Annotated in this window: 19 protein-coding genes; 10 read left to right on the forward strand and 9 right to left on the reverse strand. The window is 65.9% G+C overall.

The annotated features are described in order from the left end of the window. Positions 1-53 precede the first annotated feature (53 nt). The 6 genes from API01S_RS26595 to API01S_RS26620 all read left to right on the forward strand — a co-directional run bounded on the left by API01S_RS26595 (position 54) and on the right by API01S_RS26620 (position 6,822). Complete coding sequence (locus tag API01S_RS26595; RefSeq protein WP_006218894.1) at positions 54-1,094, forward strand: cyclase family protein; 1,041 nt, start codon at positions 54-56, stop codon at positions 1,092-1,094. 3 nt (positions 1,095-1,097) lie between these two features. Continuing rightward, positions 1,098-2,732: an AMP-binding protein gene (locus API01S_RS26600; protein ID WP_061306548.1), complete on the forward strand. Its 1,635-nt coding sequence runs from the start codon at positions 1,098-1,100 to the stop codon at positions 2,730-2,732. A 3-nt stretch (positions 2,733-2,735) separates the two neighbouring features. Next, complete coding sequence (locus API01S_RS26605) at positions 2,736-3,479, forward strand: GntR family transcriptional regulator (protein WP_061306549.1); 744 nt, start codon at positions 2,736-2,738, stop codon at positions 3,477-3,479. A 134-nt stretch (positions 3,480-3,613) separates the two neighbouring features. After that, complete coding sequence (locus tag API01S_RS26610) at positions 3,614-4,873, forward strand: ABC transporter substrate-binding protein (protein ID WP_084802510.1); 1,260 nt, start codon at positions 3,614-3,616, stop codon at positions 4,871-4,873. Between the two features lie 10 nt (positions 4,874-4,883). Beyond that, positions 4,884-5,315, forward strand: coding sequence for an NUDIX hydrolase (locus API01S_RS26615; protein WP_061306550.1), 432 nt, complete (start codon positions 4,884-4,886; stop codon positions 5,313-5,315). Between the two features lie 112 nt (positions 5,316-5,427). Then, positions 5,428-6,822 carry a GntP family permease gene (locus API01S_RS26620; protein WP_006218889.1) on the forward strand — a complete coding sequence of 465 codons (1,395 nt, stop codon included), beginning with the start codon at positions 5,428-5,430 and terminating at the stop codon, positions 6,820-6,822. Here the strand turns inward: API01S_RS26620 and API01S_RS26625 are convergent. Continuing rightward, on the reverse strand, positions 6,801-7,712 hold the full coding sequence (locus API01S_RS26625) for a LysR family transcriptional regulator (protein ID WP_061306551.1): 912 nt from the start codon (positions 7,710-7,712) through the stop codon (positions 6,801-6,803). The genes API01S_RS26620 and API01S_RS26625 overlap by 22 nt on opposite strands. Before the next feature lie 117 nt (positions 7,713-7,829). On the opposite strand from API01S_RS26625, the gene API01S_RS26630 reads away from it, so the two are divergent. Then, a complete protein-coding gene (locus API01S_RS26630; protein ID WP_061306552.1) occupies positions 7,830-8,588 on the forward strand; it encodes an SDR family oxidoreductase in 759 nt (252 codons plus the stop codon). 40 nt (positions 8,589-8,628) lie between these two features. Here API01S_RS26630 and API01S_RS26635 read toward each other — a convergent pair whose 3' ends face one another. Continuing rightward, positions 8,629-10,728 carry a TonB-dependent receptor gene (locus API01S_RS26635; RefSeq protein WP_061306641.1) on the reverse strand — a complete coding sequence of 700 codons (2,100 nt, stop codon included), beginning with the start codon at positions 10,726-10,728 and terminating at the stop codon, positions 8,629-8,631. A 388-nt stretch (positions 10,729-11,116) separates the two neighbouring features. On the opposite strand from API01S_RS26635, the gene API01S_RS26640 reads away from it, so the two are divergent. Continuing rightward, positions 11,117-12,001, forward strand: a complete 885-nt coding sequence (locus API01S_RS26640) for a crotonase/enoyl-CoA hydratase family protein (protein WP_061306553.1) — start codon at positions 11,117-11,119, stop codon at positions 11,999-12,001. Positions 12,002-12,028: 27 nt separating this feature from the next. On the opposite strand, the gene pdeR is transcribed toward API01S_RS26640, so the two are convergent. Then, positions 12,029-14,026, reverse strand: coding sequence for a cyclic di-GMP phosphodiesterase (gene pdeR, locus API01S_RS26645; RefSeq protein ID WP_050729129.1), 1,998 nt, complete (start codon positions 14,024-14,026; stop codon positions 12,029-12,031). A gap of 293 nt (positions 14,027-14,319) precedes the next feature. Then, positions 14,320-15,315 (reverse strand): Bug family tripartite tricarboxylate transporter substrate binding protein, encoded by a 996-nt coding sequence (locus tag API01S_RS26650; RefSeq protein WP_006218883.1) that lies wholly within the window; start codon positions 15,313-15,315, stop codon positions 14,320-14,322. 221 nt (positions 15,316-15,536) lie between these two features. On the opposite strand from API01S_RS26650, the gene API01S_RS26655 reads away from it, so the two are divergent. Together API01S_RS26655 and API01S_RS26660 are read left to right on the forward strand one after the other, a co-directional pair. Beyond that, entirely contained in the window at positions 15,537-17,312 is a 1,776-nt protein-coding gene (locus API01S_RS26655) for an IlvD/Edd family dehydratase (RefSeq protein WP_061306554.1), read from the forward strand. Positions 17,313-17,351: 39 nt separating this feature from the next. Next, the gene (locus API01S_RS26660; RefSeq protein WP_061306555.1) at positions 17,352-18,035 is read left to right on the forward strand and encodes a GntR family transcriptional regulator; all 684 of its coding nucleotides are present in this window, start codon (positions 17,352-17,354) and stop codon (positions 18,033-18,035) included. Between the two features lie 24 nt (positions 18,036-18,059). Here API01S_RS26660 and API01S_RS26665 read toward each other — a convergent pair whose 3' ends face one another. From API01S_RS26665 to API01S_RS26685, 5 genes are all read right to left on the reverse strand, one after another. Next, positions 18,060-19,709, reverse strand: a complete 1,650-nt coding sequence (locus API01S_RS26665) for a TRAP transporter large permease (RefSeq protein ID WP_061306556.1) — start codon at positions 19,707-19,709, stop codon at positions 18,060-18,062. A gap of 2 nt (positions 19,710-19,711) precedes the next feature. Continuing rightward, complete coding sequence (locus API01S_RS26670) at positions 19,712-20,338, reverse strand: TRAP transporter small permease subunit (protein WP_039883145.1); 627 nt, start codon at positions 20,336-20,338, stop codon at positions 19,712-19,714. Between the two features lie 184 nt (positions 20,339-20,522). Then, positions 20,523-21,731, reverse strand: a complete 1,209-nt coding sequence (locus API01S_RS26675; protein WP_061306557.1) for a xanthine dehydrogenase family Fe-S subunit — start codon at positions 21,729-21,731, stop codon at positions 20,523-20,525. An 11-nt stretch (positions 21,732-21,742) separates the two neighbouring features. Continuing rightward, positions 21,743-22,570, reverse strand: coding sequence for an FAD binding domain-containing protein (locus API01S_RS26680; RefSeq protein WP_061306558.1), 828 nt, complete (start codon positions 22,568-22,570; stop codon positions 21,743-21,745). After that, positions 22,567-24,984, reverse strand: coding sequence for a xanthine dehydrogenase family protein molybdopterin-binding subunit (locus tag API01S_RS26685; protein WP_061306559.1), 2,418 nt, complete (start codon positions 24,982-24,984; stop codon positions 22,567-22,569). Before API01S_RS26685 ends, API01S_RS26680 begins: the two co-directional genes overlap by 4 nt. Between the last annotated feature and the right edge of the window lie 18 nt (positions 24,985-25,002).

The following is a 25,002-nucleotide window of genomic DNA, read 5'->3' on the forward strand; positions in this document are numbered from 1 at the left end:
CGTAAATACGTACTATAGTTATAAAAACATAGAAATCGGATAGGAGACAAGCAATGAAACGCTGGACGCAACGCCCCGAAGGATCCACCTGGGGCGACTTCGGCCCGGACGACGAGCTGGGCCGGCTGAACCTGCTGACCGAGGAAAAGGTCTTGCAGGCGGTGCGCGAGGTGCGCGCGGGCAAGGTGTTCTGCCTGTCGCTGCCGCTGGACCTGCCCGGCGGCAATGTCCTGAATCCGCGCCGTCACGCGCCCACGCTCAAACCCACGTTTCGGGAAGGCACGCCCTATCTGAACTTTGCGATGTCGCAAGTGCAGCCCGAAGCGGTGGACGTGCTGTCGGACGACCAGGTCACCTTGTCGATGCAATATTCCACGCAGTGGGACGGCCTGTGCCACGTGGGCGCCCTCTTCGACATCCAGGGCGACGGGCAGGCGCGCCGCGTCTACTACAACGGCTATGCCGCGGGCGTGGACGTATTTGGCGGCGCGGACCCGGACACCTCGGACGCGGCCTGCTGCCCGCCCGGTGGCTCGTTTGCGCGCAAACTCAGCGTCAGCCGTTATGCCGAAAAAGGCATGCAGGGACGCGGCGTGCTGGTAGATCTGGCGCGCGCGTTCGGGCCGGGCCGCACGCTGGTCGGGCACGAACAATTGCAAGCGGCCATGCGCGAGCAGAACGCGGTGGTCGAGACGGGCGACATGCTGGTGCTGCGTACCGGTTTCGCCGAACGCGTGGTCGCGATGAATGGCCAGCCCGATCCGCACGAACTGGAACAGACCGGCGCGGTGCTCGACGGCGCCGACAGCGCCCTGCTCGACTGGATCAGCCAGAGCGGCGTCGCCGCCATCTGCGCCGACAACTACGCGGTGGAATCCTATCCGGCCCGCACGTCCGGCCCCGGCCATTCGATCCTGCCGCTGCATCACCACTGCCTGTTCAAGCTGGGCGTGCCGCTGGCCGAACTCTGGTATTTGAAGGATCTGGCCGATTGGCTGCACGCCAACGGCCGCAACCGCTTCCTGCTGACCGCGCCGCCGCTGCGCATGCCCGGCGCGGTCGGTTCGCCCGTGACGCCGATTGCGACGGTGTAAGCCATGAGCCTGCCTGCCTCGACCTTCGCCGCGCATCTGGACGCGCTGGCGGACCGCCGCCCCGACGCCACGCTGCTGATCGACCAGGATCAGCCCATCAGCGCGCGGCGCCTGCGCGACCAGAGCCGCGCGCTGGCGGCCGGACTGGCGCAAATCGGCGTGCGCCCCGGCCATCGCGTGGCGGTATGGCTGCCCAATTGCGCCGCCTGGGTGGAATCGTTTCTGGCCTGCGCGCATCTGGGCGCGCTGGTGCTGGCCGTCAACACGCGCTTTCGGGCGCTGGAAGTGGCCGACATCCTGGGGCGCGGCAAGGCCGATTGGTTGATCTACTGGCCGGGTTTCAAGGGCATCGACTTCGCAGGCATCCTGGCCGCCGTCCCCGCCGAGGCGCAGACGCGGCTGCAAGGCGTGATCGCGATTGCGGAACCGGATGCAGATGCAGATGCAGATGCGGATGCGGATGCGGCCGGGAACGGCATGCCGGCGCATCGCTATGCCGACCTGCTGGCCACGCAGTCCGCGCCTCCCCCGGCTGAGCGCAATGCCGGGGTTCTGTGCTTCACCACTTCCGGCACCACCTCCAAACCCAAGTTCGTCTTGCATGACCAGCAGACCCTGCTGCGGCACGGCGCCACCGTCGCGCAGGCTTTCGGCTATGACGAGGACAGTTGCGTGTTGGCCAGCGCGCCGTTCTGCGGGGCGTTCGGCTTTGCAACGCTGGTGGGCGGCCTGGCGCGCGGCGTGCCGGTCGTCTGCGCCCCCGTGTTCAACGCCGCCGAATCGGCCCAGGCCATCGCGCGCCATGCGGTCACGCACACCTATGCCAATAACGAAGCGCTGGTGGGCATGATGCAGGCGGCCCCGGCCAGCGCCTTCCGCTCGGCGCGGCTGTTCGGCTTCGCCAGCTTCACGCCAGCGCTGGACAACATGCTGGATCTTGCCCGGCAGACAGGCGTGCCCTTGACGGGCCTGTACGGCTCCAGCGAATTGATCGCGCTGGTGGCGGGCCAGCCGCGCGAGGACGCCGACGGCGACGTGTCCGCCCGGCATCAACCCGGCGGCACGCTGATCTACCCCGACGCGCGCGTGCGGACCCGCGACCCCGAGAGCGGCCGCGTGCTGCCTCACGGCGAATCGGGCGAAATCGAAATCCTGTCGCCCAGCCTCATGCAAGGCTATCTGGACAACCCCGAGGCCAGCCAGGCCGCCGTCACCGCCGACGGCTACTTCAAGACGGGCGACCTGGGCTACACCTTGACCGAGCGCCAGTTCGTCTTCCAGACCCGCATGGGCGATTCGTTGCGGCTGTCGGGCTTTCTGGTGAACCCGGTTGAAATCGAGCAGATGGTCGAGACCCTGCATGGCGTGCGCGCCTGCCAGGTGGTGGGCGCCACGCGCGACGGCAAGATCGTGCCCTACGCCTTCGTGCTGCTGCGCGACGGCGCCACGGCCGATCCGGCCGGTTGGCTGGCTGCGTGCAAGGCGCAGATGGCTAGCTTCAAGGCGCCGGTGCGCTTCACGGTGCTGGATGCGTTTCCATCGGTGGAAAGCGCCAATTCGGTCAAGATCCAGAAACACCGGCTGCGCGACATGGCAAACGCTATGCTCTCGGATCCTTCCTCACCCCCGCCGCCCTGATCCATGCCCGCCCGCAAGCTTTTTTCGCGCAGCCCCCAGCCGCTTTACCTGCAAGCGGCGGCGCTGTTTCGCAGCAATATCCAGAATCGCACCTGGCGGCCGGGGCAGCAGATCCCGCCGCTGGAGTCCTTGATGGAAACCTATGGCATCTCGCGGGCGACCATCCGGCAGGCATTCGGCCTGCTGGAACAAGACGGGCTGATCCGGCGTTCGCGCGGGTCGGGCACCTTCGTGAATGCGGAATTGCCCGAAACGCCCACGCTGCTGATCCCCAAGACCTGGGCCGAAACCGTGGAACTGAGCAACCAGCTGGGCACCGTGTCGCTGGTGGAATCCAGCGCCGATTCCCCCTTGCCCGACACGCTCGGCATGCCTTGCTCGGCGGACCGTAGCGGCCTGTTCCAGTATCTGCGGCGCGTACACACCACCGAGGCCGGCCCCTTCTGCTACAGCGAAGTGTTTCTGGATAGCGGGCTGTTTCGCAAACATCGCACCCGCATCCAGAAAAGCACGGTGGCCCCCGTGCTGGATCAGTTCTACGGCACGCGCATCACCGAGGCGCGCCAGGTCCTGAATGTAATCGAGGCGGGCCAGGAGTCGGCCGAATCCTTGCAGATTCCCGTGTCTTCCCCCGTGGCGGAACTGCGCCGCTACGCCTGCATCGATCACCGCGTGGTGTATTTCGCGCGGCTGGAATTTCCGTTTCGCAAAGTGCGGATGGAATTCGACCTGCTGGCGCAGCGCTGAACGTCCAAGCCTGCGCCCCACCGTCCAAGGAGCCTCAACCACCGTCCACGCCAACGACGCCGCCAGCACCAATACCAGAGCGCCAGCCAGGCGCCAGCACGCCTCAAAACGATCCGGCATCAGAGGAGACAACCATGGCCTACGCCAACACGCCCCGGATTTGCATGCAGTACCGCAGCACGATTACCCGTTTGTTCGCCGCCTCCGCACTGGCGGCCGCAGCCTCCACGCCGGCCTGGGCGCAACCGGCCGCCGTCTCTGACGACATCGTCAGGCTCGGCTTGATCCTGGACATGAGCGGCGTCTATGCCGACGTGACCGGCAAAGGCAGCGCCACGGCCGCCGAGATGGCCATCGCCGATTTTGGCGGCACGGTGCTGGGCAAGAAGATCGACCTGCTGGTGGTGGATCACCAGAACAAGGCCGACATCGCCGCCGCCAAGGCGCGCGAGTGGTACGACACGCAGAAGGTGGACGCCATCATGGACGTGGCCGGCTCGGCCCCCGCGCTGGCCGTGCTGGAAGTGGCGCGCCAAAAGAAGAAGATCGTCGTGTTCAGCGGCCCCGGCACCGAACGCATCACCAATGATCTTTGTTCTCCCTACTCGGTTCACTACACCTATGACACCTGGTCGCTGGCCAACACCACGGCGCGCGCCACCGTCGAAAAGGGCGGCAAGAGCTGGTACTTCCTGACCGCCGACTACGCCTTCGGGCACACGCTGCAAGCGTCCGCCACCGAGGTGGTCAAGGCCAACGGCGGCACGGTGCTGGGCGCGGCGCGCCATCCCCTGGGCTCCAGCGACTTCGCGTCCTACCTGTTGCAGGCGCAGGCCAGCAAGGCGCAAGTGGTCGGCCTGGCGAACGCGGGCGGCGACACGGTCAACGCGATCAAGGCCGCCAGCGAATTCGGCCTGATCAAAGGCGGCCAGAAAATGGCCGGGCTGCTGCTGTACATCAACGACATCCACGCCATCGGCCTGGAGGCGGCTGCCGGGCTGACGCTGACCGAAGCGTTCTACTGGGACATGAACGACCAGACGCGCGCGTGGTCACAGCGCTATTACGACAAGCTCAAGAAAATGCCCAACATGAGCCAGGCGGGCACCTATTCGTCGGTCATGCACTACCTGAAGGCGGTGCAAGCGGCCGGCACCGATGCGCCGGAAGCCGTGATGAAGCAGATGAAGTCCATGCCCATCAACGACTTCTTCGCCACCAATGGCCGCATCCGCGAGGACGGCCGCATGGTGCACGACATGTACCTGTTCGAGGTCAAGCAGCCGTCCGAATCCAAGCGGCCGTGGGACTATTACAAGCTGGTCGCTACACTGCCGGGTGATCAGGCGTTCATGCCCCTGTCCAAATCCACCTGCCCGCTAGTCAAGAAGTAAGGAGCTCCACATGCCCGCGCCCGGCCCCATCGCCGCGACCATCGCCGCCGTCATCCGCGATGGCCACGTGTTGTTGGTGCGCCGGGCAAATCCGCCCGATGAAGGCCGCTGGGCCTTCCCGGGCGGCAAGATCAATGCAGGCGAAACCCTCGCCGCAGCGACCGCGCGCGAACTGCTCGAAGAAACCGGCGTGGTCGCCCAACCCCTGCACGTGTTCGACGCTGTCGACGTCTTCGACCGCGACGAGGCCGGCGTGCTGCGCCGCCATTTCATCCTGATCGCCATGCTGTGCCGCTGGCGGTCCGGCGAGCCGGTGGCCGGCGACGATGCGCGCGACGCGCGCTGGGTGCCCCTGTCGGACCTGGACGGGCACGAACTGGCGACGAGCTTCGGCGTGGCCAGGCTGGCGCACAAGGCGGCCGCGCTGATGGCGGCGTCCTGAACAGGCCCCAATAGCTTCACGCAACGAAATTGCGTCGCGTCACATCGCGGCCGGCATGATCGGGTAAGGTGTAGCCCCTGCACCCCTTATCTCTTCATTCCTGGAGTCGTGAATGACCGGATTGTTTATCGTGGTGGCGGCGCTGGCGTTCCTGATGCTGGCGGCGTATCGAGGCTATAGCGTCATCCTGTGCGCGCCCATTGCGGCCATGGGCGCGGTGCTGTTGACCGACCCATCGGCGCTGGCCCCTGTGTTCTCCGGCATCTTCATGGAGCGCATGGCCGGCTTCGCCAAGCTGTACTTCCCCGTCTTCCTGCTGGGCGCAGTGTTCGGCAAACTGATCGAGCTATCGGGCTTTTCGCGCGCCATCGTCCAGGCGGTGCTGCGCATGATCGGCGCCGAACGCGCCATCGTGGCCATCGTGCTGGTCTGCTCGGTACTGACCTACGGCGGCGTATCGCTGTTTGTCGTGGTGTTCGCCGTGTATCCGTTCGCCGCAGAAATGTTCCGTCAGGGCGGCATCCCGAAGCGGCTGATGCCGGGCGCGATCGCGCTGGGCGCATTCACCTTCACGATGACCGCGCTGCCGGGTACGCCGCAGATTCAGAACATCATTCCCACCACCTTCTTTGAAACCACCACCTGGGCCGCGCCCTGGCTGGGCTTGATCGGCGCGGCGTTCACGCTGACCGTGGGCGTCACGTACCTGGAATGGCGGCGCAAGCGCGCGGCCGCTGCCGGCGAAACCTATGGCACGGAACTGCGCAACGAACCGACCACCCCGGCAAGCGAACGCGATCATCATCCGCTGATCGCCCTGCTGCCGCTGGTGGTCGTGGGCGTGGTCAACTTCCTCTTGACGCGCTGGATTCCGGGCTGGTATCCGGACGGGTCCGAAGTGACGCTGCCCGGCCTGGCCCAACCCATGCCCGTGAACGCCGCCGACCAGGTCGCGTTGTGGGCGGTGATGGGCGCGCTGATCGCCGGCATCGTGACCATCCTGCTGTTCTCGTTCTCGGCCATCAAGGCGCATTTCGCCGAGGGCAGCAAGAGCGCCGTATCCGGCGCGCTGCTGGCGTCCATGAACACGGCGGCCGAATACGGCTTTGGCGGCGTCATCGCCGCGCTGCCGGGCTTTTTGCTGGTGGCCGATGCGCTCAAGGCCATTCCCGATCCGCTGGTGGGTGAAGCCGTCGCGGTGACCTCGCTGGCCGGCATCACCGGGTCGGCATCAGGCGGCATGAGCATTGCGCTGGCCGCGATGGCGCAGACCTTCATCGACGGCGCGGTGGCGGCGGGCATCCCGATGGAGGTGCTGCATCGCGTCGCCGCCATGGCCAGCGGCGGCATGGACACCCTGCCCCACAATGGCGCGGTCATCACGCTGCTGGCGGTGACCGGCCTGACGCATCGTCAATCCTATGGCGACATCTTCGCCATCACGTTGATTTCGACGATGTCGGTGTTCGTGGTGATCGCGGTGTACTACCTGACCGGCATCGTCTGATCGAACGCGGTGGCGAACACCTGGGCCAGCCACTGCGTGAACACGCGCACCCGCGCCGACACCTGCCGGTTCTGCGGATACAGCACCGATACCGGCATGGGCGCGGGCGGCATGGCGGGCAACACAATACGCAGATGACCGGCCGCCAGTTCGCGTTCGACGCGATAACGCGGCACCTGCGCCAACCCCAGGCCGGCCAGCGCGGCGCTGGTGTAGAGCTCCGCGCCCGACACGCTGACCACCGAGGCCGGCCGCGCCGTGACGTTGCGCCCGTCCACCATGAAGTCCAGCGGCAAGGCGCGGCCCGTCGCGCTGGAGATATAGTCCACGGCGCGATGGGCAGCCAGATCGTCCAGGCTGGCAGGCACGCCGAAGCGCGCCAGATACGCGGGGCTGGCCACCGTGACCTGCGGCATCAGCGCTATCTGCCGCCCCGCCAAGGATGAATCCTGCAAGGCGCCCGAGCGCAGCACGCAGTCCACGCCCTCGCGCACCAGATCGACCAGCCGGTCGTCTTCACCCAGGTGCAGGACGATGTCGGGATAACGTTCCAGAAAACCGGGCAAGCCGGGCATCACGAAGTACTTGGCCAAGGTGCCTTGCGCGTTGACGCGCAACAAGCCTTTGGGCGCGGTGTTCAGGAACGCGCCGTCGGCTTCTTCCAGATCCGCCAGCAAGCGCACGCAGCGCTGGTAGTAGGTCTCGCCGTCATGGGTCAGCCGGACCTGCCGCGTGGTGCGTTCCAGCAGCCGCGCGCCCAGCCGCTTTTCCATGCGCTTGACCAGGTTGGTGACGGTGGCGCGCGGAATGCGCAGGTCCTCGGCGGCCTGCGAAAAACTGCGCCGTTCAGCGATGCGAACGAACACCTGCATTTCTTGAAAGCGGTCCATGAGCGGTCTGGGATTATTAATGCAGATGAAATTATGTTAGCGAATATAGGGTAATTATTTTCTTATTGGAATAGTTCATGATTCGCCTCACCCCTTTGATCTGAACGGAGAACTGGCATGTACCCCACTCAAACCCCCGAACGCGCAACGCCCCGCGTGGCCCTGGTGACGGGCGGCTCGCGCGGGATCGGCGCAGCCATCGCGCGCCGCCTGGCCCAGGACGGCTATGCCGTCGCCATCAACTATGCGTCCAGCGCCACGCACGCCGACGCCTTGGTGCAGGAGATCCAGCAAGCCGGTGGCCGCGCACTGGCGGTGCAGGCCGACGTGGCCCGCGCCGATCAGGTTCGCGCCATGTTCGACAAGGTCCAGGCCGAGCTGGGCCAGCTGCATGCGCTGGTGAATTGCGCCGGGGTGCTCAGCGTGCAGCCGCTGGCGGAAACCTCGGACGAGGCCTACGACCAGACCTTCGATATCAACACGCGCGGCACCTTCAATACGCTGCGCGAGGCCGCCACGCGGTTGGCGGACGGCGGCTGCATCGTCAATGTGTCCAGCACGACCGTAGCCACGAACCTGCCGGGCTACGCCATCTACATCGCCAGCAAGGCGGCGGTCGAAAGCCTGACTCGCGTGTTCTCCAAGGAGCTGCGCGGCCGCCGCATCACGGTCAACGCGGTGGCCCCCGGCCCCGTCGCCACCGAGCTGTTCCTGAAGGGCAAGAGCCCCGAGCTGATCGAACACTTCGCCAAGATGCCACCGCTGGAACGGCTGGGCGAGCCCGAGGACATCTCGGGCATCGTGTCATTCCTGGCCGGCCCCGACAGCGGCTGGATCAATGGACAGGTGCTGCGCGCCAACGGCGGCTTGGCCTGAAGACCGCGCGCCGCCAAGCCACGCTCGCATCGCCCCCTTCTTAGAAGCGGTATTGCGCCGTGGCGACCACGGTGCGCGGCTCGCCTGCCTGGATCTGGCCAGCGCTGGTGGCCGAGGCGTAGTAGGTCTTGTCGGTAAGGTTGCGCACCGCCAGGCGCCAGTCCCATTTGCCGACGCGGTAGCCCAGCAGCGCGTCCCAACGCGCGTAGCCGGGCAGCGACGTCAGGTTGGTGTTGTCGGCGTAACGCTCGCCTACAAAGGTCAGGCCGGTTTCGCCGTACAGGCCTTCGGCCGGCTTGTAGGTCAGGAACACGCTGCCGTTGCGCCGCGCCACGTTGCTGACGCGGTTGCCCGCCATGCCATTGTTGTCCTCGACGATGGACGCATTCTGCAAGCCGATACCGCCGCGCAGATACCAGTTGCCCGTCAGCCGGCCAGCTGCGGTCAATTCGATGCCGCGTGAACGCTGCTTGCCGGTCAGCAACACCAGCGTCGGATCGTTGGGGTCGGTGGTGCGGCGGTTGTAGAGCTCAAGCTGATACAGCGCCAGCGTCGTGCTCAACTGCCCGTCCAGCCAATCGCTCTTGACCCCCACTTCCGTCTGGCGCGTGTGTTCCGGGTCCAGCTCGTTGGTGTTGCCGCGCGCGTTGGGCGTGATGCCGATCGTGCCGCCGCCCGTGGGCGAAAACGTCTTGCTGTACGAAGCATAGAAAGAATGGTCGCGTAGCGGCGTCCACACCAGCCCGACGCGGGGGCTGACACCGCTGCTGTCGTGCGAGGCCGAAGCGCCCAGCAAGCGGTTGGTGGAATCGATGCTGAAACGGTCCATGCGCACGCCCGCCAGCACCTGCCATTGGTCGTTCAAGCGGATCTGGTCCTGCACGTAATAACCCTGGCTCTTGACCTTGTGGCGCGCGTCGCTGCTGACCGCCATGCGGCCAGTGTGCTGCCGGGACAGGTCGGGATCGTACAGGTCCAGCGCCGGCACAGGCTGCGCGCCCGGGCCACTGGTGGCCGCGGAATACAAGGTGGGTGAGCGGTCCTGATGGGACAGCTCCACGCCAAACAACACACGATGCTCGATGCCGCCGGTGCGGAACAGGCCCTCGGTTTCCAGGTTGTTGGTGATGTTGCGCGCGCTCAGGTCCTGCTGCCAGCGCGTGCGCGTGACTTTGCGGGTCGTGGCGTTGTAGCCCGTCAGGTAGGTGTTGTCGAACTCGCTGTCCAGCTTGAAGACGCCCAGCGTATAGCGCAGCTGCCAGTCCGGCGCCAGCGTGTAGGCCAGCCGCGAACGGAACGACTGCGCACGGTCATCGATGTAGTCGCGGTCGGGGTCGCCGTAAACCGTGCTGCGGCCCACGTCGGCCGGCCGGCCGTTCACGCTGGGGATGCCGCGATCCGGCGCGCGGTCGTAGCGGCTGTATTCGTACTGCACCAGCCAGTCCAGGTCGGGCGTGATGCGCCAGTTGATGGCCGGCGCCACCAGTTGGCGCGTGCCGCCGATCTTGTGGCGAAAGCTGTTGCTCTCTTCCTGGCCCACGTTCAGGCGCACGCTGACGTTGTCGGACGGATCGGCGCTCAGGTCGCCATACACGCTGCGCAGGTCCCAACTGCCCGTCTGTGCCTCGATGCTGGATTCGCGGCCCGGCTGCGGCGCCTTGCTGACCCGGTTGACGATGCCGCCCTGGCTGCCGCGCCCGTAGAGCACGGCAGCCGGGCCTTTCAACACTTCGATGCGTTCGATGTTGTGCAAGTCGCGCACGTATTGGCTGTCGTCGCGGATGCCGTCCAGATAGAAGTCGTTGCTGGCGTCAAAGCCCCGGATGCGCACGGAATCGAAACGCGTGTCCTGGGCGCTGGACACGTTGGGCATGCCGGACAGCGCCTCGCCCAGTGTCGAGACGCCGTAGTTCTGGACGTTCTCGACCTTCACGGTGTCGATGGTCTGCGGGACATAGCGGGCCGGCGTCTGGGTGCGCGTGGCGGTGGTGACGTCGGGCACGCGGGGGTCGTCGGCGCTAGCGCCTTCAACGCTGATCGCGGGCAGCTGCGCCGTCTGGGCCATGGCCTGCGGCAAAACGGATGACAGGGCGAGCGCAATGGCCCAGGAAAGACGGTGGAGGACAAACGGCGGAGACATCGCAAAGCCTTCGATCAATTCAGGTTTATGAAAGCCGCGATGCTATCGAGAATCGATTCTATTTACAAATGAGAATTATTTTGTGTTACCGCCCAGCAACAAGATCATCCGTACGCATGACGCAAAGCGACGGCGCGATGCGCAGGCGCACTGCCCGGAAACTCTTGAATTTGCGACATTGCTCATCCATTGCGGCGATGCGCGCCCTCGCCCGTGAGGCCGAGACGCGCCGCCGCGCACCTTGACTTTTGCATTCATCACTCGGGATTTCGACCTACGGCCAACTCTGGCCAGCCGGACGAGATTTGCATGAGACGGCACCCGGAAGCTCTGGTTTAGGCTGACCCGGCAGTACTCCGACTCACCTTGATCGATTGGACGAAAGCAAATGAATCAACTCATTCATACAGACTGCCACCCCTTCACCGCCGCGGGAAACATGAAGCAGATATCCGCCTTTTATGAGGAGGGACGCCGAGTCATGTGGATGATGCTGCGCGCACAACCGCGGCCGTGCTTCAACCACGAACTCATCGACGAAATCATGACCCTGGCGCGCGCCGCCAAGGACTCGGGCCTGCCGATCGACTTCTGGGTCACCGGTTCGCTGGTGCCTCAGATCTACAACGTGGGCGGCGACCTGAATTTCTTCGCCGAAGCCATCCGCACCGGCAAGCGCGAAGCGCTGCGCGCCTATGCCCGTGCCTGCGTAGACTGCGTGCACGCGGCCTCGCGCGGCTTTGACACGGGCGCGATCTCGCTGGCCATGATCGAGGGCACGGCGCTGGGCGGCGGCTTTGAAGCCGCGCTGGCGCACCATTTCGTGCTGGCGCAGAACAATGCGCGCATGGGCTTTCCGGAGATGGCGTTCAACCTGTTCCCCGGCATGGGCGGCTATTCGCTGGTGGCGCGCCGCTCGGGCATGAAGCTGGCCGAAGACCTGATCAGCACGGGCGAGTCGCACACGGCCGAATGGTTCCACGGCAAGGGGCTGGTGGACGCCTTGTTCGAACCGGGCGAGGCCTATCGCGCCACGCGCACCTTCATCGACGTGATGCGGCCCAAGCTGAACGGCATGCGCGCCATGCTGCGCGCGCGCCAGCGCGTGCTGAACCTGTCGCGTTCTGAACTGATGGACATTACCGAAGACTGGGTCGAGGCCGCGTTCTCGATCGACCCCAAGGACCGCGCGTATATGGAACGCCTGGTGCTGGCGCAGAACCGTCGCAGCGCAGTCAGCAGCGACGCCGCGCAGGAAGCCACCATGCACTGAGCACGCCCATGAGCGGCGCGGGCGGCATCAAGCGATCAGATGCAGCCGGCGCCGTTGGGCCAGCCAGGTGACGAATTCGGCCGCCGGCATGGGCTTGGCGTACAGATAGCCTTGCTTGGCGTCCACGCCCAGCGTGTCCAGGAAGCCGGCTTCCTCGACGGTTTCCACGCCTTCGGCGATCACCTTCAATTCCAGCGTGCGCGCCACGGCCACGATGGCGCGCGCCAAGGCCTGCGACACCGGGTTCTCGTTCACGCCACGCACGAAGCTGGCGTCCAGCTTGATGGCGTCAAGCGGAATGCGCGCCAGTTGCGACAGCGACGAATAGCCCGTGCCGAAGTCGTCAAGATGCACACGCGCGCCCAGTTGGCGGAACTGCTTGATCAGGTCGATGGCAGCGCCTTCGTCTTCGATCAGGCAGCTTTCGGTAAGCTCGATGTCCACCATGCAAGGGTCCAGCCCGGCGTCGCCGATGGCGCGCATGAAATCGCTGACCACGCCCTTGTCATCAAGCTGGCGCGCCGACATGTTGACGGCAATGCGGATGTTGAGCCCATCGCGCTTCCAGGCCGCGGCCTGGCGCGCGGCTTCGCGCATCACCCACACCCCCAGCGGCGAGATCAGGCCCGATTCCTCGGCGTAGGGAATGAAGGTGCCGGGGCAGACCATGCCGCGCTCGGGCGAGCGCCAGCGCAGCAGCGCTTCGACGCTGTGCACTTCGCCGGTGCGTCCGACCAGCTTGGGCTGGTAGTACAGCATCAGGTGGTTCTCGGCCAGCGCCTTGCGCAGATTGGTGTCCAGCCACACGTAGTCGGCGTTGCGACGGTCCATGTCGGGCTGGAATACGCGATAGGTGTGGCGCCCCGCTTCCTTGGCCACGTACATGGCGATGTCGGCGCTGCGCACCACGCTGTCCAGGTCGGCGCCGTGGTCGGGATACATGGCGATGCCGATCGAACAGCTGGTGTAGACCTCGATCAGGCCCTGACGGAACGGCTCGCGCAGCCGTTCGATGATGCGTTCGGCCGTCGCTTCAAGTTCCCAGGCCTGCGCCTGTTCCTGCAAGACGATGAATTCGTCGCCGCCCAGGCGGGCCAGCGTCTGCCCCGGCGACAGGCAGGTCGAGATGGCCACCGACACCGCCTTGAGCAGGCGGTCGCCGAAGCCATGGCCGTAGTGGTCGTTGATGCGCTTGAAGTTGTCCAGGTCCAGGAACAACACGCCGCCGCGCCCTTCCTGCCCCCCTTCCAACGCCGCCTTCAAGCGCGCCGTGATCGCGTGGCGGTTGGGCAGGTTGGTCAGCATGTCGGTGTTGGCCAGCACGCGCAGGCGCTCCTGCGCCTGGCGTTCTTCGGTGATGTCGGTGCCCGAACAGATCAGGTAGACCCGCTTTTCGCCGCTGCCGCTGGTGACGAACTTGTTGCGGAACAGGAACAGCCGCCGGCCCTTGACCGTGTTGATCGTGCGCTCGACTTCATACGACTGCCCGCGCTTGTAGAACTCGGCGATATTGCGGCGCGAGGCGATGGCTTCTTCGCGCGTCATGAACATTTCGAACACGCTGCGTCCGACGATGTCCTGCTCGCGCTTGCCGGTGTATTCCTCGCTGAGCTTGTTGAAGCGTTGCACGCGGCCGTTCTGGTCCACGATGACAATCACGGAATTGGCTTCGGACACCACAGTTTCGGCGAACGACAGGCCTTCGACCAGATCCTTGGCGACCGATTCGGTATCGGAGTGGGCAGACGCCGTGCCGGCCCATTCGTTCGGATTGATCTTGCGGCCCACCAGATGCAGGCGCAGCAGATCGCCGTGCAGCGAAATGTCGATACGCACGCTGGAGGTGATCCCCGTCAGCGCGCGAATGATGTCGGCCTGAGCAGGCTTGAGCGCCACCGCGACATTCGTCGCCCCCTTGATGGCGGCCAATTCAATGGCATCGCTATCGGCCGACAGCCGCCAATAAGGGCTGTGCGTACCGAAGTGCGTGTACAGGATCGACTTTTCGTCTTGATTCTCTGACATCGTGGTATCCCCCCACTGTCCTAGGCTGGACCGCAGAGAACATTACGGCCTAGTCCGAACAGGGTCAATACCCGTGTGCGGCGCACAATCGCTGTATTGCGGATTATTGCATCGGCTTTTCGCATGCTCTGTCGCAAGGGGAACGAGACAAGCCGCATTCACGCCGGGATTGGTAGCAATGCGAACGCGTTGTTGCGTGGCGCCTATGGCGGCGCACAATAAATTTCGCCGAAGATTCGCGAGAATCTTCGGCGTGCGATCAATCCGGCAAGGCGTAGATCATCCAGGCGGGATCAATCCCCCTTGACGCCCGCCTCGTCGATCACCTTGGTCCAACGGGCCAGCTCGGCCGAGACGCGAGCGCTGGCCTCGGCCGGCGTGGTCCAGGTGGCGATGGCGCCCTGGTTCAGCAGCGAGGCCTGCACCTGCGGCTTGGCCAGGATCTTCTTGAGCTCGCCATTGAGGCGATCGATCACCGGGGCCGGCGTACCGGCCGGCGCCACGATGCCGAACATGGAGCTGACTTCAAAGTCCTTCAGCCCCGCCTCGGCGGCAGTGGGCACGTCGGGCAATGCGTCCACGCGCTTGGGCGAGGTCACCGCCAGCGCGCGCAGCTTGCCCGCCTTGATGTTGGCCTGCGCGGCCGGCACGGTTTCGATCATGCTCAACACCTGGCCGCCCATCAGGTCGGTCATGGCCGGGCCGCTGCCCTTGTACGGTACGTGCAGGATATCGACGCCCGCCGTGCGCTTGAACATTTCGCCAGCCAGATGCTGCGGCGAGCCATTGCCGGCCGACGCCATCGTCATGTAGCCCGGTTTGGACTTGGCCAGCGCAATGAGTTCGGACAGCGTCTTGGCCTGCACCGACGGGTTCACGACGAACACCAGCGGCACGGTGCCCACGATGGAGACCGGCGCAAAGCTTTTTTCGACGTCGTACGTCACGCGGCCGCGATACAGCGCGGCGTTGATGGAATGGCTGGTCAGCGCGCCCATCAGCAGGGTGTAGCCGTCGGGCTGCGCCTTGGCGACCTGGTCCGCGCCGATGTTGCCCGCCGCGCCCGCGCGGTTTTCCACGACCACCGTTTGGCCCAGCGCGCCCGTGAGCTCCTGCGCCAGCACGCGGCCGATCACGTCGGTGGCGCCTCCGGGGGGATACGGCACGATCAGGCGGATGGGCTTGTCCGGGTAGGCATCGGCGGACAGGGCCGGGGCGGACACGCCGGCGCACAGGGCCAGCAGGGAAAACAGGACGGCACGGCGCGGCCGCAGACGCAGGTCTGACATGTAGGTCTCTCCAGCCGGGATGAGTATAGGAATGGACGGACGCCCGGCTCGTCAACCGCGCCAGTGTAGGAGCCGGAAGTTGATAGAAGAATCAGAATTTTTCTATCGACTGATCTGCTACTACGATCAATCTGCACCCGATCAGAAACCGCTTGCGGCGACTTTCAAAGGCTGGATATGATCTTGGCCCAGGATTATCAATAATATTATCGGGACTGAAAATGACGGACGAGACCAAGGGCGACAAGCCCGCAATGGGCCCTTTTGACAGCGACAGCGCCACCGCGCAAGGCGTGGCGCGCGGGCTGACGAACTACGGCGACAAGGGCTTCTCGTTGTTCCTGCGCAAGGCGTTCATCAAGGGCGCGGGCCTGTCCGATGACGCACTGGCGCGTCCCATCATCGGCATCGTCAACACCGGCAGCAGCTACAACCCCTGCCATGGCAACGCGCCCCAGCTGATCGAAGCCGTCAAGCGCGGCGTCATGCTGGCCGGCGGCCTGCCGATGGATTTCCCGACCATCTCGGTGCACGAAAGCTTCTCGCAGCCCACCAGCATGTACCTGCGCAACCTGATGTCCATGGACACCGAGGAAATGATCCGCGCGCAGCCCATGGACGCCGTGGTGCTGATCGGCGGCTGCGACAAGACCGTGCCCGCGCAATTGATGGGCGCGGCCTCGGCCGGCGTGCCCGCCATCCAGCTCGTAACGGGCTCGATGCTGACCGGCTCGCATCGCGGCGAGCGCGTGGGCGCCTGCACCGACTGCCGCCGCTACTGGGGCCGCTACCGCGCCGACGAGATCGACGCGCCGGAAATCGCCGACGTGAACAACCAGCTGGTCGCCAGCGTGGGCACCTGTTCCGTGATGGGCACGGCCAGCACGATGGCCTGCATTACCGAAGCGCTGGGCATGATGGTCGCAGGCGGCGCATCGGCCCCGGCCGTCACCGCCGACCGCGTGCGTGTGGCCGAGCGCACGGGCGCGACCGCCGTGGCGATGGCCGCCTCCCGCCTGACGCCCGACCAGATCATCAACGGCAAGTCCATCGAAAACGCCTTGCGCGTGCTGCTGTCGATCGGCGGATCCACCAACGGCATCGTCCACCTGACCGCCATCGCCGGCCGCCTGGGCATCGATATCGACCTGGCCGGCCTGGACCGCATCAGCCGCGAAACGCCGGTGCTGGTCGACCTGAAGCCGTCGGGCCAGCACTATATGGAAGACTTCCACGACGCGGGCGGCATGCTGGCGCTGTTGCGTGAACTGCGCCCTTACCTGCATCTGGACGTGATGACCGTGTCTGGCCGCACGCTGGGCCAGGAACTGGACGACGCGCCTGCCCCGTTCAAGCAGGATGTGATCCGCACCGCCGCCTCGCCCATCTATCCGGTGGGCGGCCTGGCGGTGCTGCGCGGCAACCTGGCGCCGGGCGGCGCCATCATCAAGCAGTCGGCCGCCAACCCCAAGCTGATGGAACACGAAGGCCGCGCCGTCGTGTTCGAGGACGCCGAGGACATGGCGCGCCGCATCGACGACGACGCTCTGGACGTCACCGCCGACGACATTCTGGTGCTCAAGCGCATCGGGCCCACCGGCGCGCCGGGCATGCCCGAAGCCGGCTACATGCCCATTCCCAAGAAGCTGGCGCGCGCCGGCGTGAAAGACATGGTCCGCATTTCGGACGGCCGCATGAGCGGCACGGCGGCCGGCACCATCGTGCTGCACGTCACGCCCGAGTCCGCGATTGGCGGTCCGCTGGCTTACGTGCAAAATGGCGACCGCATCCGGCTATCGGTGGCCAACCGCGAAATCGCGTTGCTGGTCGACGATGCCGAACTGGCGCGCCGCATGGCCGCCAACCCGATCACCCGCCCCACGGCCAAGCGCGGCTACCGCAAGCTGTTCCTGCAAACCGTCACGCAGGCCGACCAGGGCGTGGATTTCGACTTCCTGCGCGCCGGCGTCACGCACGACACGGTGCCCAAGAAGTGAGCCCCCGCCGCCGCGCCCTTTGACCTGAGCTCTGCCAACATGAACGCCATCACGCCCGACGCCCTGCAAGCCGAGGCCCCCGACGCCACGCAATCCGCGGTAGCCGCGCTGGAAGAAGACATCGTCTTCGGCCGGCTGCATCCGCGCGAACGCCTGACCGAAGATGAGCTGATGGCGCGCTTTTCCATGAAGCGCCATGCCGTGCGGCAGGTGCTGGCCGAGCTGGAACTGCTGGGCGTGGTGGAAAAAAAGCGCAACGTGGGCGCGGTCGTGCGGGCGTTTTCCGCGCGCGAAGTGATGGAGCTGTACGCACTACGCGAGGTGCTGGAAGTGCACGCCGCCAGCCAGATACCGCTGCCCGTTCCCGAAGCACGGCTGGCGGCGCTGGTGATGGTGCAGCGCGAGCACGACGCGGCAGTCGCCGATGGCGACGCGCGCCGCGTATTGCGCAGCAATCAACGTTTCCACCGCGAGTTCTTCGGCCTGCTGGACAACGCCGTGCTGGGCCAGGCCATCGAGGAATACGCCCGCCGCACCCACCCGATCCGCTTCGGCACGCTGGTTGCGGCCGGCCCGCGCGAACGCGCCCGCCAGGAACACTGGGCCATGATCAAGGCCCTGCGCGACGGCGACCGCGCGGCGTTGATGACGGTGTGCCGCGAGCATCTACTGCCGTCGCGCGACGCGTACTTGGCGTCGGAGCAGGTGCGACTGAGGGCGTGAGCCACGCCCCCTCCTTCCCGCGGCCTATTTGAACGGATTCGAATCCGCCCCATACGAGCCCCCACCCCCGCCGACCTCCAGCGACACCGAACCGGGGTCGACCGTCGGGGCATCGCTCTTGTAGTGCATCACCATGCCGGGAAAGGCCATGACGGCGGCGACCATCAGCAGCTGGATCACGATGAACGGCACCGAGCCCCAATAGATCTGCCCCGTGGTCACGGGCTCGATCATTTTCCCCGTGACCCGGTCCTTGTAGCGGTCGCGCGGTGCCACGGATCGCAGGTAGAAGAGCGCGAAGCCGAATGGCGGATGCATGAACGATGTCTGCATGTTGACCGCCAGGATCACGCCGAACCAGATCAGGTCGATGCCCAGCTTGTCGGCGACCGGTCCGAGCAAGGGCACGATGATGAACGCCAGCTCGAAGAAGTCCAGGAAGAAGGCCAGCACGAAGGTCAGGACGCTGACGACGATCAGGAAGCCCCATTGCCCGCCCGGCAATCCGGTCAGCAGATGTTCGACCCAGAGATCGCCATTGACGGCGCGGAACGTCAGGCCGAACACGGTGGACCCCACCAGGATGAACACGACGAAGCAGGACAGCTTGGTCGTCGTGTCCATCGCCTGCTTGAGCAGGTCCAGCGACAGGCGGCGGCGGATCACCGCCATGAGGATGGCGCCCACCGCACCCATTGCGCCGCCTTCGGTCGGCGTGGCCACGCCGATGAAGATGGTGCCCAGCACCAGGAAGATCAGCGCCAGCGGCGGAATCATGACGAACGTCACCCGTTCGGCCAGCGCGGACAGCAAGCCCAGCCCCAGCACCTTGTTGATCAGCGCAATGACGAAGGCGGTGGCGCCCCAGAACAGCAACGCAACCACGATGCGTTCGTCGATCGGCGCAGTGTTGTTCTCGACCCAGAGTCCCAGGAAGTAGGCGGACACGGCCGCGATCACCATCAGGACCAGCAGCGAGCGCCCGCCGCGCGTGCCGTTGGGCTCCTGGAACCGGCGCGCCTCTTCGGGCAGCGCGGGCGCCGAGGCCGGTTTGAACACGCTCATGATGACGACATACAGGATGTACGTGCCGGCCAGCAGGAAGCCCGGCACCATCGCAGCCCGGTAGATGTCGCCGATGGAGCGCCCAAGCTGGTCGGCCAGGATGATGAGCACCAGCGACGGCGGGATGATCTGCGACAGCGTGCCCGACGCGGCGATCACGCCCGCGGCCAGCTTGCGGTCGTAGCCGTTGCGCAGCATGATCGGCAACGATATCAGTCCCATCGAAATGACGGACGCCGACACCACGCCCGTGGTCGCGGCCAGCATCGCGCCGACGAACACCACGGCGATGGCCAGCCCGCCGCGAATCGAGCCGAACAGCTGGCCGATCGTTTCGAGCAGGTCTTCGGCCATGCCGGAGCGCTCAAGCACCAGCCCCATCAGCGTAAAGAACGGCACGGCCAGCAGCGTGTCGTTGGAAATGATGCCGAACACGCGCTGCGGCAAGGCCTGGAACAGCGACGAATTCAGCAGTCCCAGCTCCATCCCGACCAAGCCAAACAGGATGCCGTTGGCCGCCAGAGCGAACGCGACGGGAAAGCCCAGCAACAGGAAGATGATCAGCGTCGCGAACATGATCGGCGCCAGATTGGCAATGAGGAACTCCATGATCAGCGACCCTTGTTATCCGGTTCACGCACAGCCACGGCTTCGCGCGCTTGCGCTTCACGGGCGATTTCTTCGGCCAGTTCCTCTTCCGCGCTCTTGGCGCCCTCGCGTTCGCGCGGATCGCGGCAACGCCCCAGCAGAAAGCCGGCGCACTTGATCAGGTGCGACAGGCCGGCCAACACCAGCAGCGCAAAGCCCACGGGGATCAACAGCTTGACCGGCCAGCGGATCAGCCCGCCTGAATTGGAGGAATGCTCGTTGCTCAGGTAGGAATCCATGAAGACCGGCCAGGACAGATACATGATCAAGAGGCAGGCGGGCATCAGGAAAAACAGCAGGCCGAAGATTTCGATCCACACCTGGGCGCGCCGCGACAGGCGCGACGCGATGATGTCCACGCGCACGTGGTCGTTCTTCAAGAGCGTGTAGCCGGCGGTCAAGAGGAACATTGCGCCGAACATGTACCACTGCATCTCCAGCCAGGCGTTGGAGCTGATGTGGAAGAACTTGCGCACGAGGGCGTTGCCGGCGCTGACCAGGACGACCAGCAGCGTCACCCAGGACACCGCCCGGCCCATGCGCAGGTTGATCGCGTCTATGCCGCGCGACAAGGCGAGTAGTGCTTGCATCTGTTTTCCCCAGAATTTTTTGATCACACGTTGCCCAAACCCGACGCCGCGGTCTGTCGCCACGGGCGCGGAACCTGCTCAGATGTTGTCGCGCCGCTGGCGCAACCACGCCAACAGGGTGCACGGCGCCAGCACGACGATCGCGCAAAACACCCTCACCCTGTCGAACGTGCCTGGCTCGCGCTCAGTCGCCGCGCCGGAACCACCGCTTGATACGCGCCCACAACACGCTGAAGAACATGGCCGTGGGATTGAAGCTGGCCTGGGCCAGCGGTTCGCCCTGCCCTGCCGGCTGACGCAGCCGGGCCGTCACGTTGTTGCCGAAGTCGGCGATCATGCGGCGCACGAAATCCTGCACCAACCCCGAACGCGAGAACTGCGCCAGCGGCCCTTGCAGCGAATACAGCAGGTTGACGTTGACGCGCGTTTCGGTGGGCGATAGCGCCTCAAGCTGATAGGTGATGTCGCCATTGGCGCGCGACTGGCTCAGGGAGTCCTGCCCCGCGCCACGAAACACCGCGCGCATGGCGGCGTCGTCCCGTTCCAGTCGCGCCGCGCCGTTGAAGGCGGCCGCCATGGGGCCGAACTTGATGGCGACCTTGCCCTTGACGCGGTCGCCCTCGTGCGATTCGATCGACGCGCCCGGCAGGCAACTGGCAAGCGCCGGCAGGTCCACCATGAAGGCCCAGACCTGGTCGGCCGGGAACGGCACCTGGAAACCGCCGTCGATCTGGCTGCCTCGGCCCTCTTTCTTGCCCGCTGGAGCCGCAGCCGCCTCAGGGGCCGCTGCGACGGGCGCGCCCTCAGCGGCGGGGGCCGCCATCGTCGGCGTGAAGCCTGCAAAGACCACCGGCTTTTCCATCACCGGGGCTGCACCGTGGCCTTGCAATTGCGCGGCGCGCAGCGCCTGAACCGCGTCGTCCGGCTGTGCGCGCAGGTCGGCCAACACCGACATCACCGCGGCCACAATGCCCATGTAGCCCGTGCATCGGCAAAGATTGCCGGACAATTCCACCCGCACCCGGCTTTCATCGGCATCGGGCAGGCGCAGGACGATATCGCGCGAAGTCGCCAGCATGCCCGGCGTGCAATAGCCGCATTGCAACGCATGATGCTTGGTGAAGGCGGCGCGCAGCCGCTGCATCACGGGATCGGCGTCGTAGCCTTCGATGGTCGTCACCTGCCGGCCTTCGCATGCCACCGCGAACGAGATACAGGACCGCACCGGAGCGCCGTCGACCAGCACGGTACATGCGCCGCACACGCCATGCTCGCAACCGAGGTGGGTGCCGGTCAGGCGCGCCTGATCCCGCAGGAAATCCCCCAGATGCATGCGCGCGGGCGCTTCGTGCGACACGCGCTTGCCGTTTACTTCCAATGTCACCTGAACCATGGTTTTTCCTGTCAACCCAATGCCTGCGCCACGCAGCGCGTGACCGCAGTCGCGTGCAGCTTGCGGTGGTGTTCATCCTTGTCCTGCATGACGCCGGCCAGTTCCGTAGCCAGCAGCGACTCGTCCATGCCGGCCAGCCCTTGCTGCGCCAGGCGCGCGGCCAACTGCGGAAGCAGCCTGGGCGCGCCGTCCAGCGCCCCCACCGCGATGCGCGCCGTGCCGGCAGCGGGATCGAACCAGGCGGCGCAACTGGCCTCGGCGAACTCGCCGGTCTTGCGGCAGAACTTGTAATAGCCCCAACGCGCCTGCGCGCTGGGAACGGGGATGTGCACGGCGGCGATCAATTCGTCGTCCAGCAGGCCCGTGGTGTAGGCGCCCTGCATGTAGCCGTCGGCCGGCGCCATGCGCACGCCGTCGGGCCCGGCGATTTCCAGCGTCGCGCCCAGCCCGACCACGGTCAGCACCCAGTCGGCGGCCGGATCGGCATGCGCCAGGCTGCCGCCCAGCGTGCCCCGGTTGCGGATGGCGCGATAGGCGATGCCCGGGGCCACTTGCTGCAAGGGCGTGCCGCGCAGCAATTCATGCACGCCGTCTTCGATTTCGGCGTGGGTCACGCCCGCGCCCACGCGCAGCATGCCGTCGTGCCGGGTGACGGTGCGCAATTCCGGCAAGCCGGAAATGTCGATGACGACGGGCGGACGCGCCAGGCGCAAGTTCAGCATCGGTCCCAGCGACTGACCGCCCGCAATCAACTTGGCGCGTCCGCCGTGTTCACGCAACGCCCGCAGCGCGTCCTGCAAGGAGCCGGGACGGGAGTATTCGAATGCAGCGGCCTTCATGCCATCACCTGCGCGGTGGCGGGCTGAACCGACGGCTTGGCTTGCGCGGCGACGCCTTGTGCGATGGCGGCCAATACACGCGTCGGAGACAAGGGCGTGCGCAGCAGCTCGGCTGCGCCCAAGGGCCGCAGCGCGTCGTTGACGGCATTGAACAGCACGGCAGGTGGCGCGATGGCGCCCCCCTCGCCCATGCCCTTCGCGCCGAATTCCGTATGCGGCGACGGGGTCTCGAAATGGTGCAGGCGCATGTTGGGCACTTCGGTGGCGCCGGGAAGCATGTAGTCCGCCAGGGTCGAGGCCAGCGGCTGGCCGTTCTCGTCGTAAGGCGTCTCTTCATAGAAAGCGGTGCCGATGCCCTGGGCCACGCCGCCGATGGTCTGGCCTTCGACGACCATGGGGTTGATCATCGTTCCGCAATCCTCCACCACCACATAGTCCAGAATCTCGACGCCGCCGGTACCCGGATCGACCGCGACCACGGCCGCGTGGGTCGCGTAGGTGAAGCAGCCCGTGTCGACCTTGGGCTTGTAGCCCACCGTGACCTCCAGGCCGGCAGGATCTACATCGGGCGGCAGCAGTTGCGGACGCAGATACCAGGCGTCGGCCACGTCCTTGACGGATACCGACTTGCCGCCCGCTTCCAGGCGGTCCTGATTCCACACCACGCTGGCGGGATCGGCCTGCAACAGATGCGCGCCGATATGGGTCAGCCGAGGCAGCAGCCGCTTGCAGGCTTGCGACACGGCGCCACCCGACATCACCAGCGAGCGCGACGCGTAGGTGCCGGTGGAAAACGGGGTCTGTCCGGTGTCGCCGTGCAGCAGCTTGATGCTGCCCACGTCGACGCCAAGGATTTCATTGGCGATCTGCGCGAATGTGGTCTCCATGCCCTGCCCGTGCGAGTGGACGCCAACGCGCAGCTCCAACCCGCCGTCCGGCGTGACCCGGGCGGTAGCCTGGTCGAAGCCCGGAATGACCGGAGTGCCCCACGCCGCGAACACGGACGTGCCATGGGCGGCCTGCTCGGTATAGGTCGCCAGACCCACGCCGATCAGCCGGCCATCGGCTTCACCCTGGCGCTGGCGCTCGCGCACCGCGGCCACATCGATCATGTCCATGGCCTGCTGCAGGCTGGCCGGATAGTCGCCGCTGTCCAGATGTTTGCCGGTAACGTTCACGAACGGCATCTGCTCGCCCTGCACCAGATTTTCCAGTCGGACTTCCCAAGGCTCGCGCCCGACTTCGCGCGCGATGGCGTCCATCGTCAGTTCCATGGCGAAGCACACGCCGGTGCGGGCCACGCCGCGATACGGCACGAAACCCGGCTTGTTGGTGGCCACCGCTCGCGTGACGCAGCGATAGCCCTTGAAGGCGTAGGGCCCCGGCAGGTTGCCGATGGCCTGGCCCGGCTCCAGGCCGATAGTGAACGGCCATACCGAATAGGCGCCGCCATCGATGGTGATCTTGGCGTCCAGCGCCAGCAGCCTGCCCCGGCGGTCGGCGTAGGCCACCATCTCATAATGGTGCTCACGCGAATTGGCGCCCGCCGTCAGGTGTTCGCGGCGGTCTTCGATGAAGCGGAACGGCCGCTTGAAGGTCTTGGCCAACCAGGCCACACACAACTCTTCCTGCTGCAACACGCACTTGTAGCCGAAGGCTCCGCCCACATCCGGCGACACCACGCGCACGCGGCCCTGCTCCAGATCCAGGCACTGCGCCAACACGCTGCGGATCATGTGCGGCACCTGGGTAGCGCTGACCACCACCAGTTGATCGGCCTGATGATCCCAATACGCCAGCACCGCCTTGCCTTCCATCGGCACCATGCATTGACGCGCCAGGTCGATTTTGCGGCGCACGACCACCTCGGCCTGCGCCGCGTGCTCGTCGAATTGCTTGTCGGCGTTGAGCGTGACGAAGACGTTGTCGCGCCACTGCTCGTGCAGCAGGTCACCCTGGGCGGCCTGCGCGCTATCGACATCGGCATACACGGGCAGGTCGTCGTAGTCGACTTCGATCAGCTCGGCGTAGTCCTCGGCTTCGGCACGAGTGGGCGCGAACACCATGGCGACGGGTTCGCCTACGAAGCGCACCTTGCCCGAGGCCAGCGGCGGCTGGGCCGATGCCTGATACGTGGGCAGCGTGGAATCGGCCACGATGTCGCGCGCATCGGGCATCGCCTGACGCAAGAACACATTGCCGGCGATCTGGTCGGCCACGCGCACCGCCGTGATGCGTGCGTGCGCCAGCGGGCTGCGCAGAAACGCGACCTCGCTCAAGCCGGGCATGGCCATATCGGCCACGAAATTGCCCTTGCCGTGCAGATGGCGCGCGTCCTCCTTGCGCGGCACCCGCGCGCCCACTCCTTGCGGCTTACCCGGCCGGCCGTGCGTACTGGCGTGTTCTGTCGTCATGACTACCCCTTGTCTCCT

This window comes from Achromobacter piechaudii NBRC 102461 (genome assembly GCF_001571245.1).
Classification (GTDB): domain Bacteria; phylum Pseudomonadota; class Gammaproteobacteria; order Burkholderiales; family Burkholderiaceae_B; genus Achromobacter; species Achromobacter piechaudii.

Bases quoted from the DNA above. Each gene is read 5' to 3' on its own strand.
- API01S_RS26640 (WP_061306553.1), top strand. From the start codon at position 11,117: ATGAATCAACTCATTCATACAGACTGCCACCCCTTCACCGCCGCGGGA.
- API01S_RS26675 (WP_061306557.1), bottom strand. From the start codon at position 21,731: ATGGTTCAGGTGACATTGGAAGTAAACGGCAAGCGCGTGTCGCACGAA.
- API01S_RS26630 (WP_061306552.1), top strand. From the start codon at position 7,830: ATGTACCCCACTCAAACCCCCGAACGCGCAACGCCCCGCGTGGCCCTG.
- API01S_RS26635 (WP_061306641.1), bottom strand. From the start codon at position 10,728: ATGTCTCCGCCGTTTGTCCTCCACCGTCTTTCCTGGGCCATTGCGCTC.
- API01S_RS26605 (WP_061306549.1), top strand. From the start codon at position 2,736: ATGCCCGCCCGCAAGCTTTTTTCGCGCAGCCCCCAGCCGCTTTACCTG.
- pdeR (WP_050729129.1), bottom strand. From the start codon at position 14,026: ATGTCAGAGAATCAAGACGAAAAGTCGATCCTGTACACGCACTTCGGT.
- API01S_RS26595 (WP_006218894.1), top strand. From the start codon at position 54: ATGAAACGCTGGACGCAACGCCCCGAAGGATCCACCTGGGGCGACTTC.
- API01S_RS26655 (WP_061306554.1), top strand. From the start codon at position 15,537: ATGACGGACGAGACCAAGGGCGACAAGCCCGCAATGGGCCCTTTTGAC.
- API01S_RS26665 (WP_061306556.1), bottom strand. From the start codon at position 19,709: ATGGAGTTCCTCATTGCCAATCTGGCGCCGATCATGTTCGCGACGCTG.
- API01S_RS26625 (WP_061306551.1), bottom strand. From the start codon at position 7,712: ATGGACCGCTTTCAAGAAATGCAGGTGTTCGTTCGCATCGCTGAACGG.
- API01S_RS26680 (WP_061306558.1), bottom strand. From the start codon at position 22,570: ATGAAGGCCGCTGCATTCGAATACTCCCGTCCCGGCTCCTTGCAGGAC.
- API01S_RS26620 (WP_006218889.1), top strand. From the start codon at position 5,428: ATGACCGGATTGTTTATCGTGGTGGCGGCGCTGGCGTTCCTGATGCTG.
- API01S_RS26670 (WP_039883145.1), bottom strand. From the start codon at position 20,338: ATGCAAGCACTACTCGCCTTGTCGCGCGGCATAGACGCGATCAACCTG.
- API01S_RS26610 (WP_084802510.1), top strand. From the start codon at position 3,614: ATGGCCTACGCCAACACGCCCCGGATTTGCATGCAGTACCGCAGCACG.
- API01S_RS26660 (WP_061306555.1), top strand. From the start codon at position 17,352: ATGAACGCCATCACGCCCGACGCCCTGCAAGCCGAGGCCCCCGACGCC.
- API01S_RS26600 (WP_061306548.1), top strand. From the start codon at position 1,098: ATGAGCCTGCCTGCCTCGACCTTCGCCGCGCATCTGGACGCGCTGGCG.
- API01S_RS26685 (WP_061306559.1), bottom strand. From the start codon at position 24,984: ATGACGACAGAACACGCCAGTACGCACGGCCGGCCGGGTAAGCCGCAA.
- API01S_RS26615 (WP_061306550.1), top strand. From the start codon at position 4,884: ATGCCCGCGCCCGGCCCCATCGCCGCGACCATCGCCGCCGTCATCCGC.
- API01S_RS26650 (WP_006218883.1), bottom strand. From the start codon at position 15,315: ATGTCAGACCTGCGTCTGCGGCCGCGCCGTGCCGTCCTGTTTTCCCTG.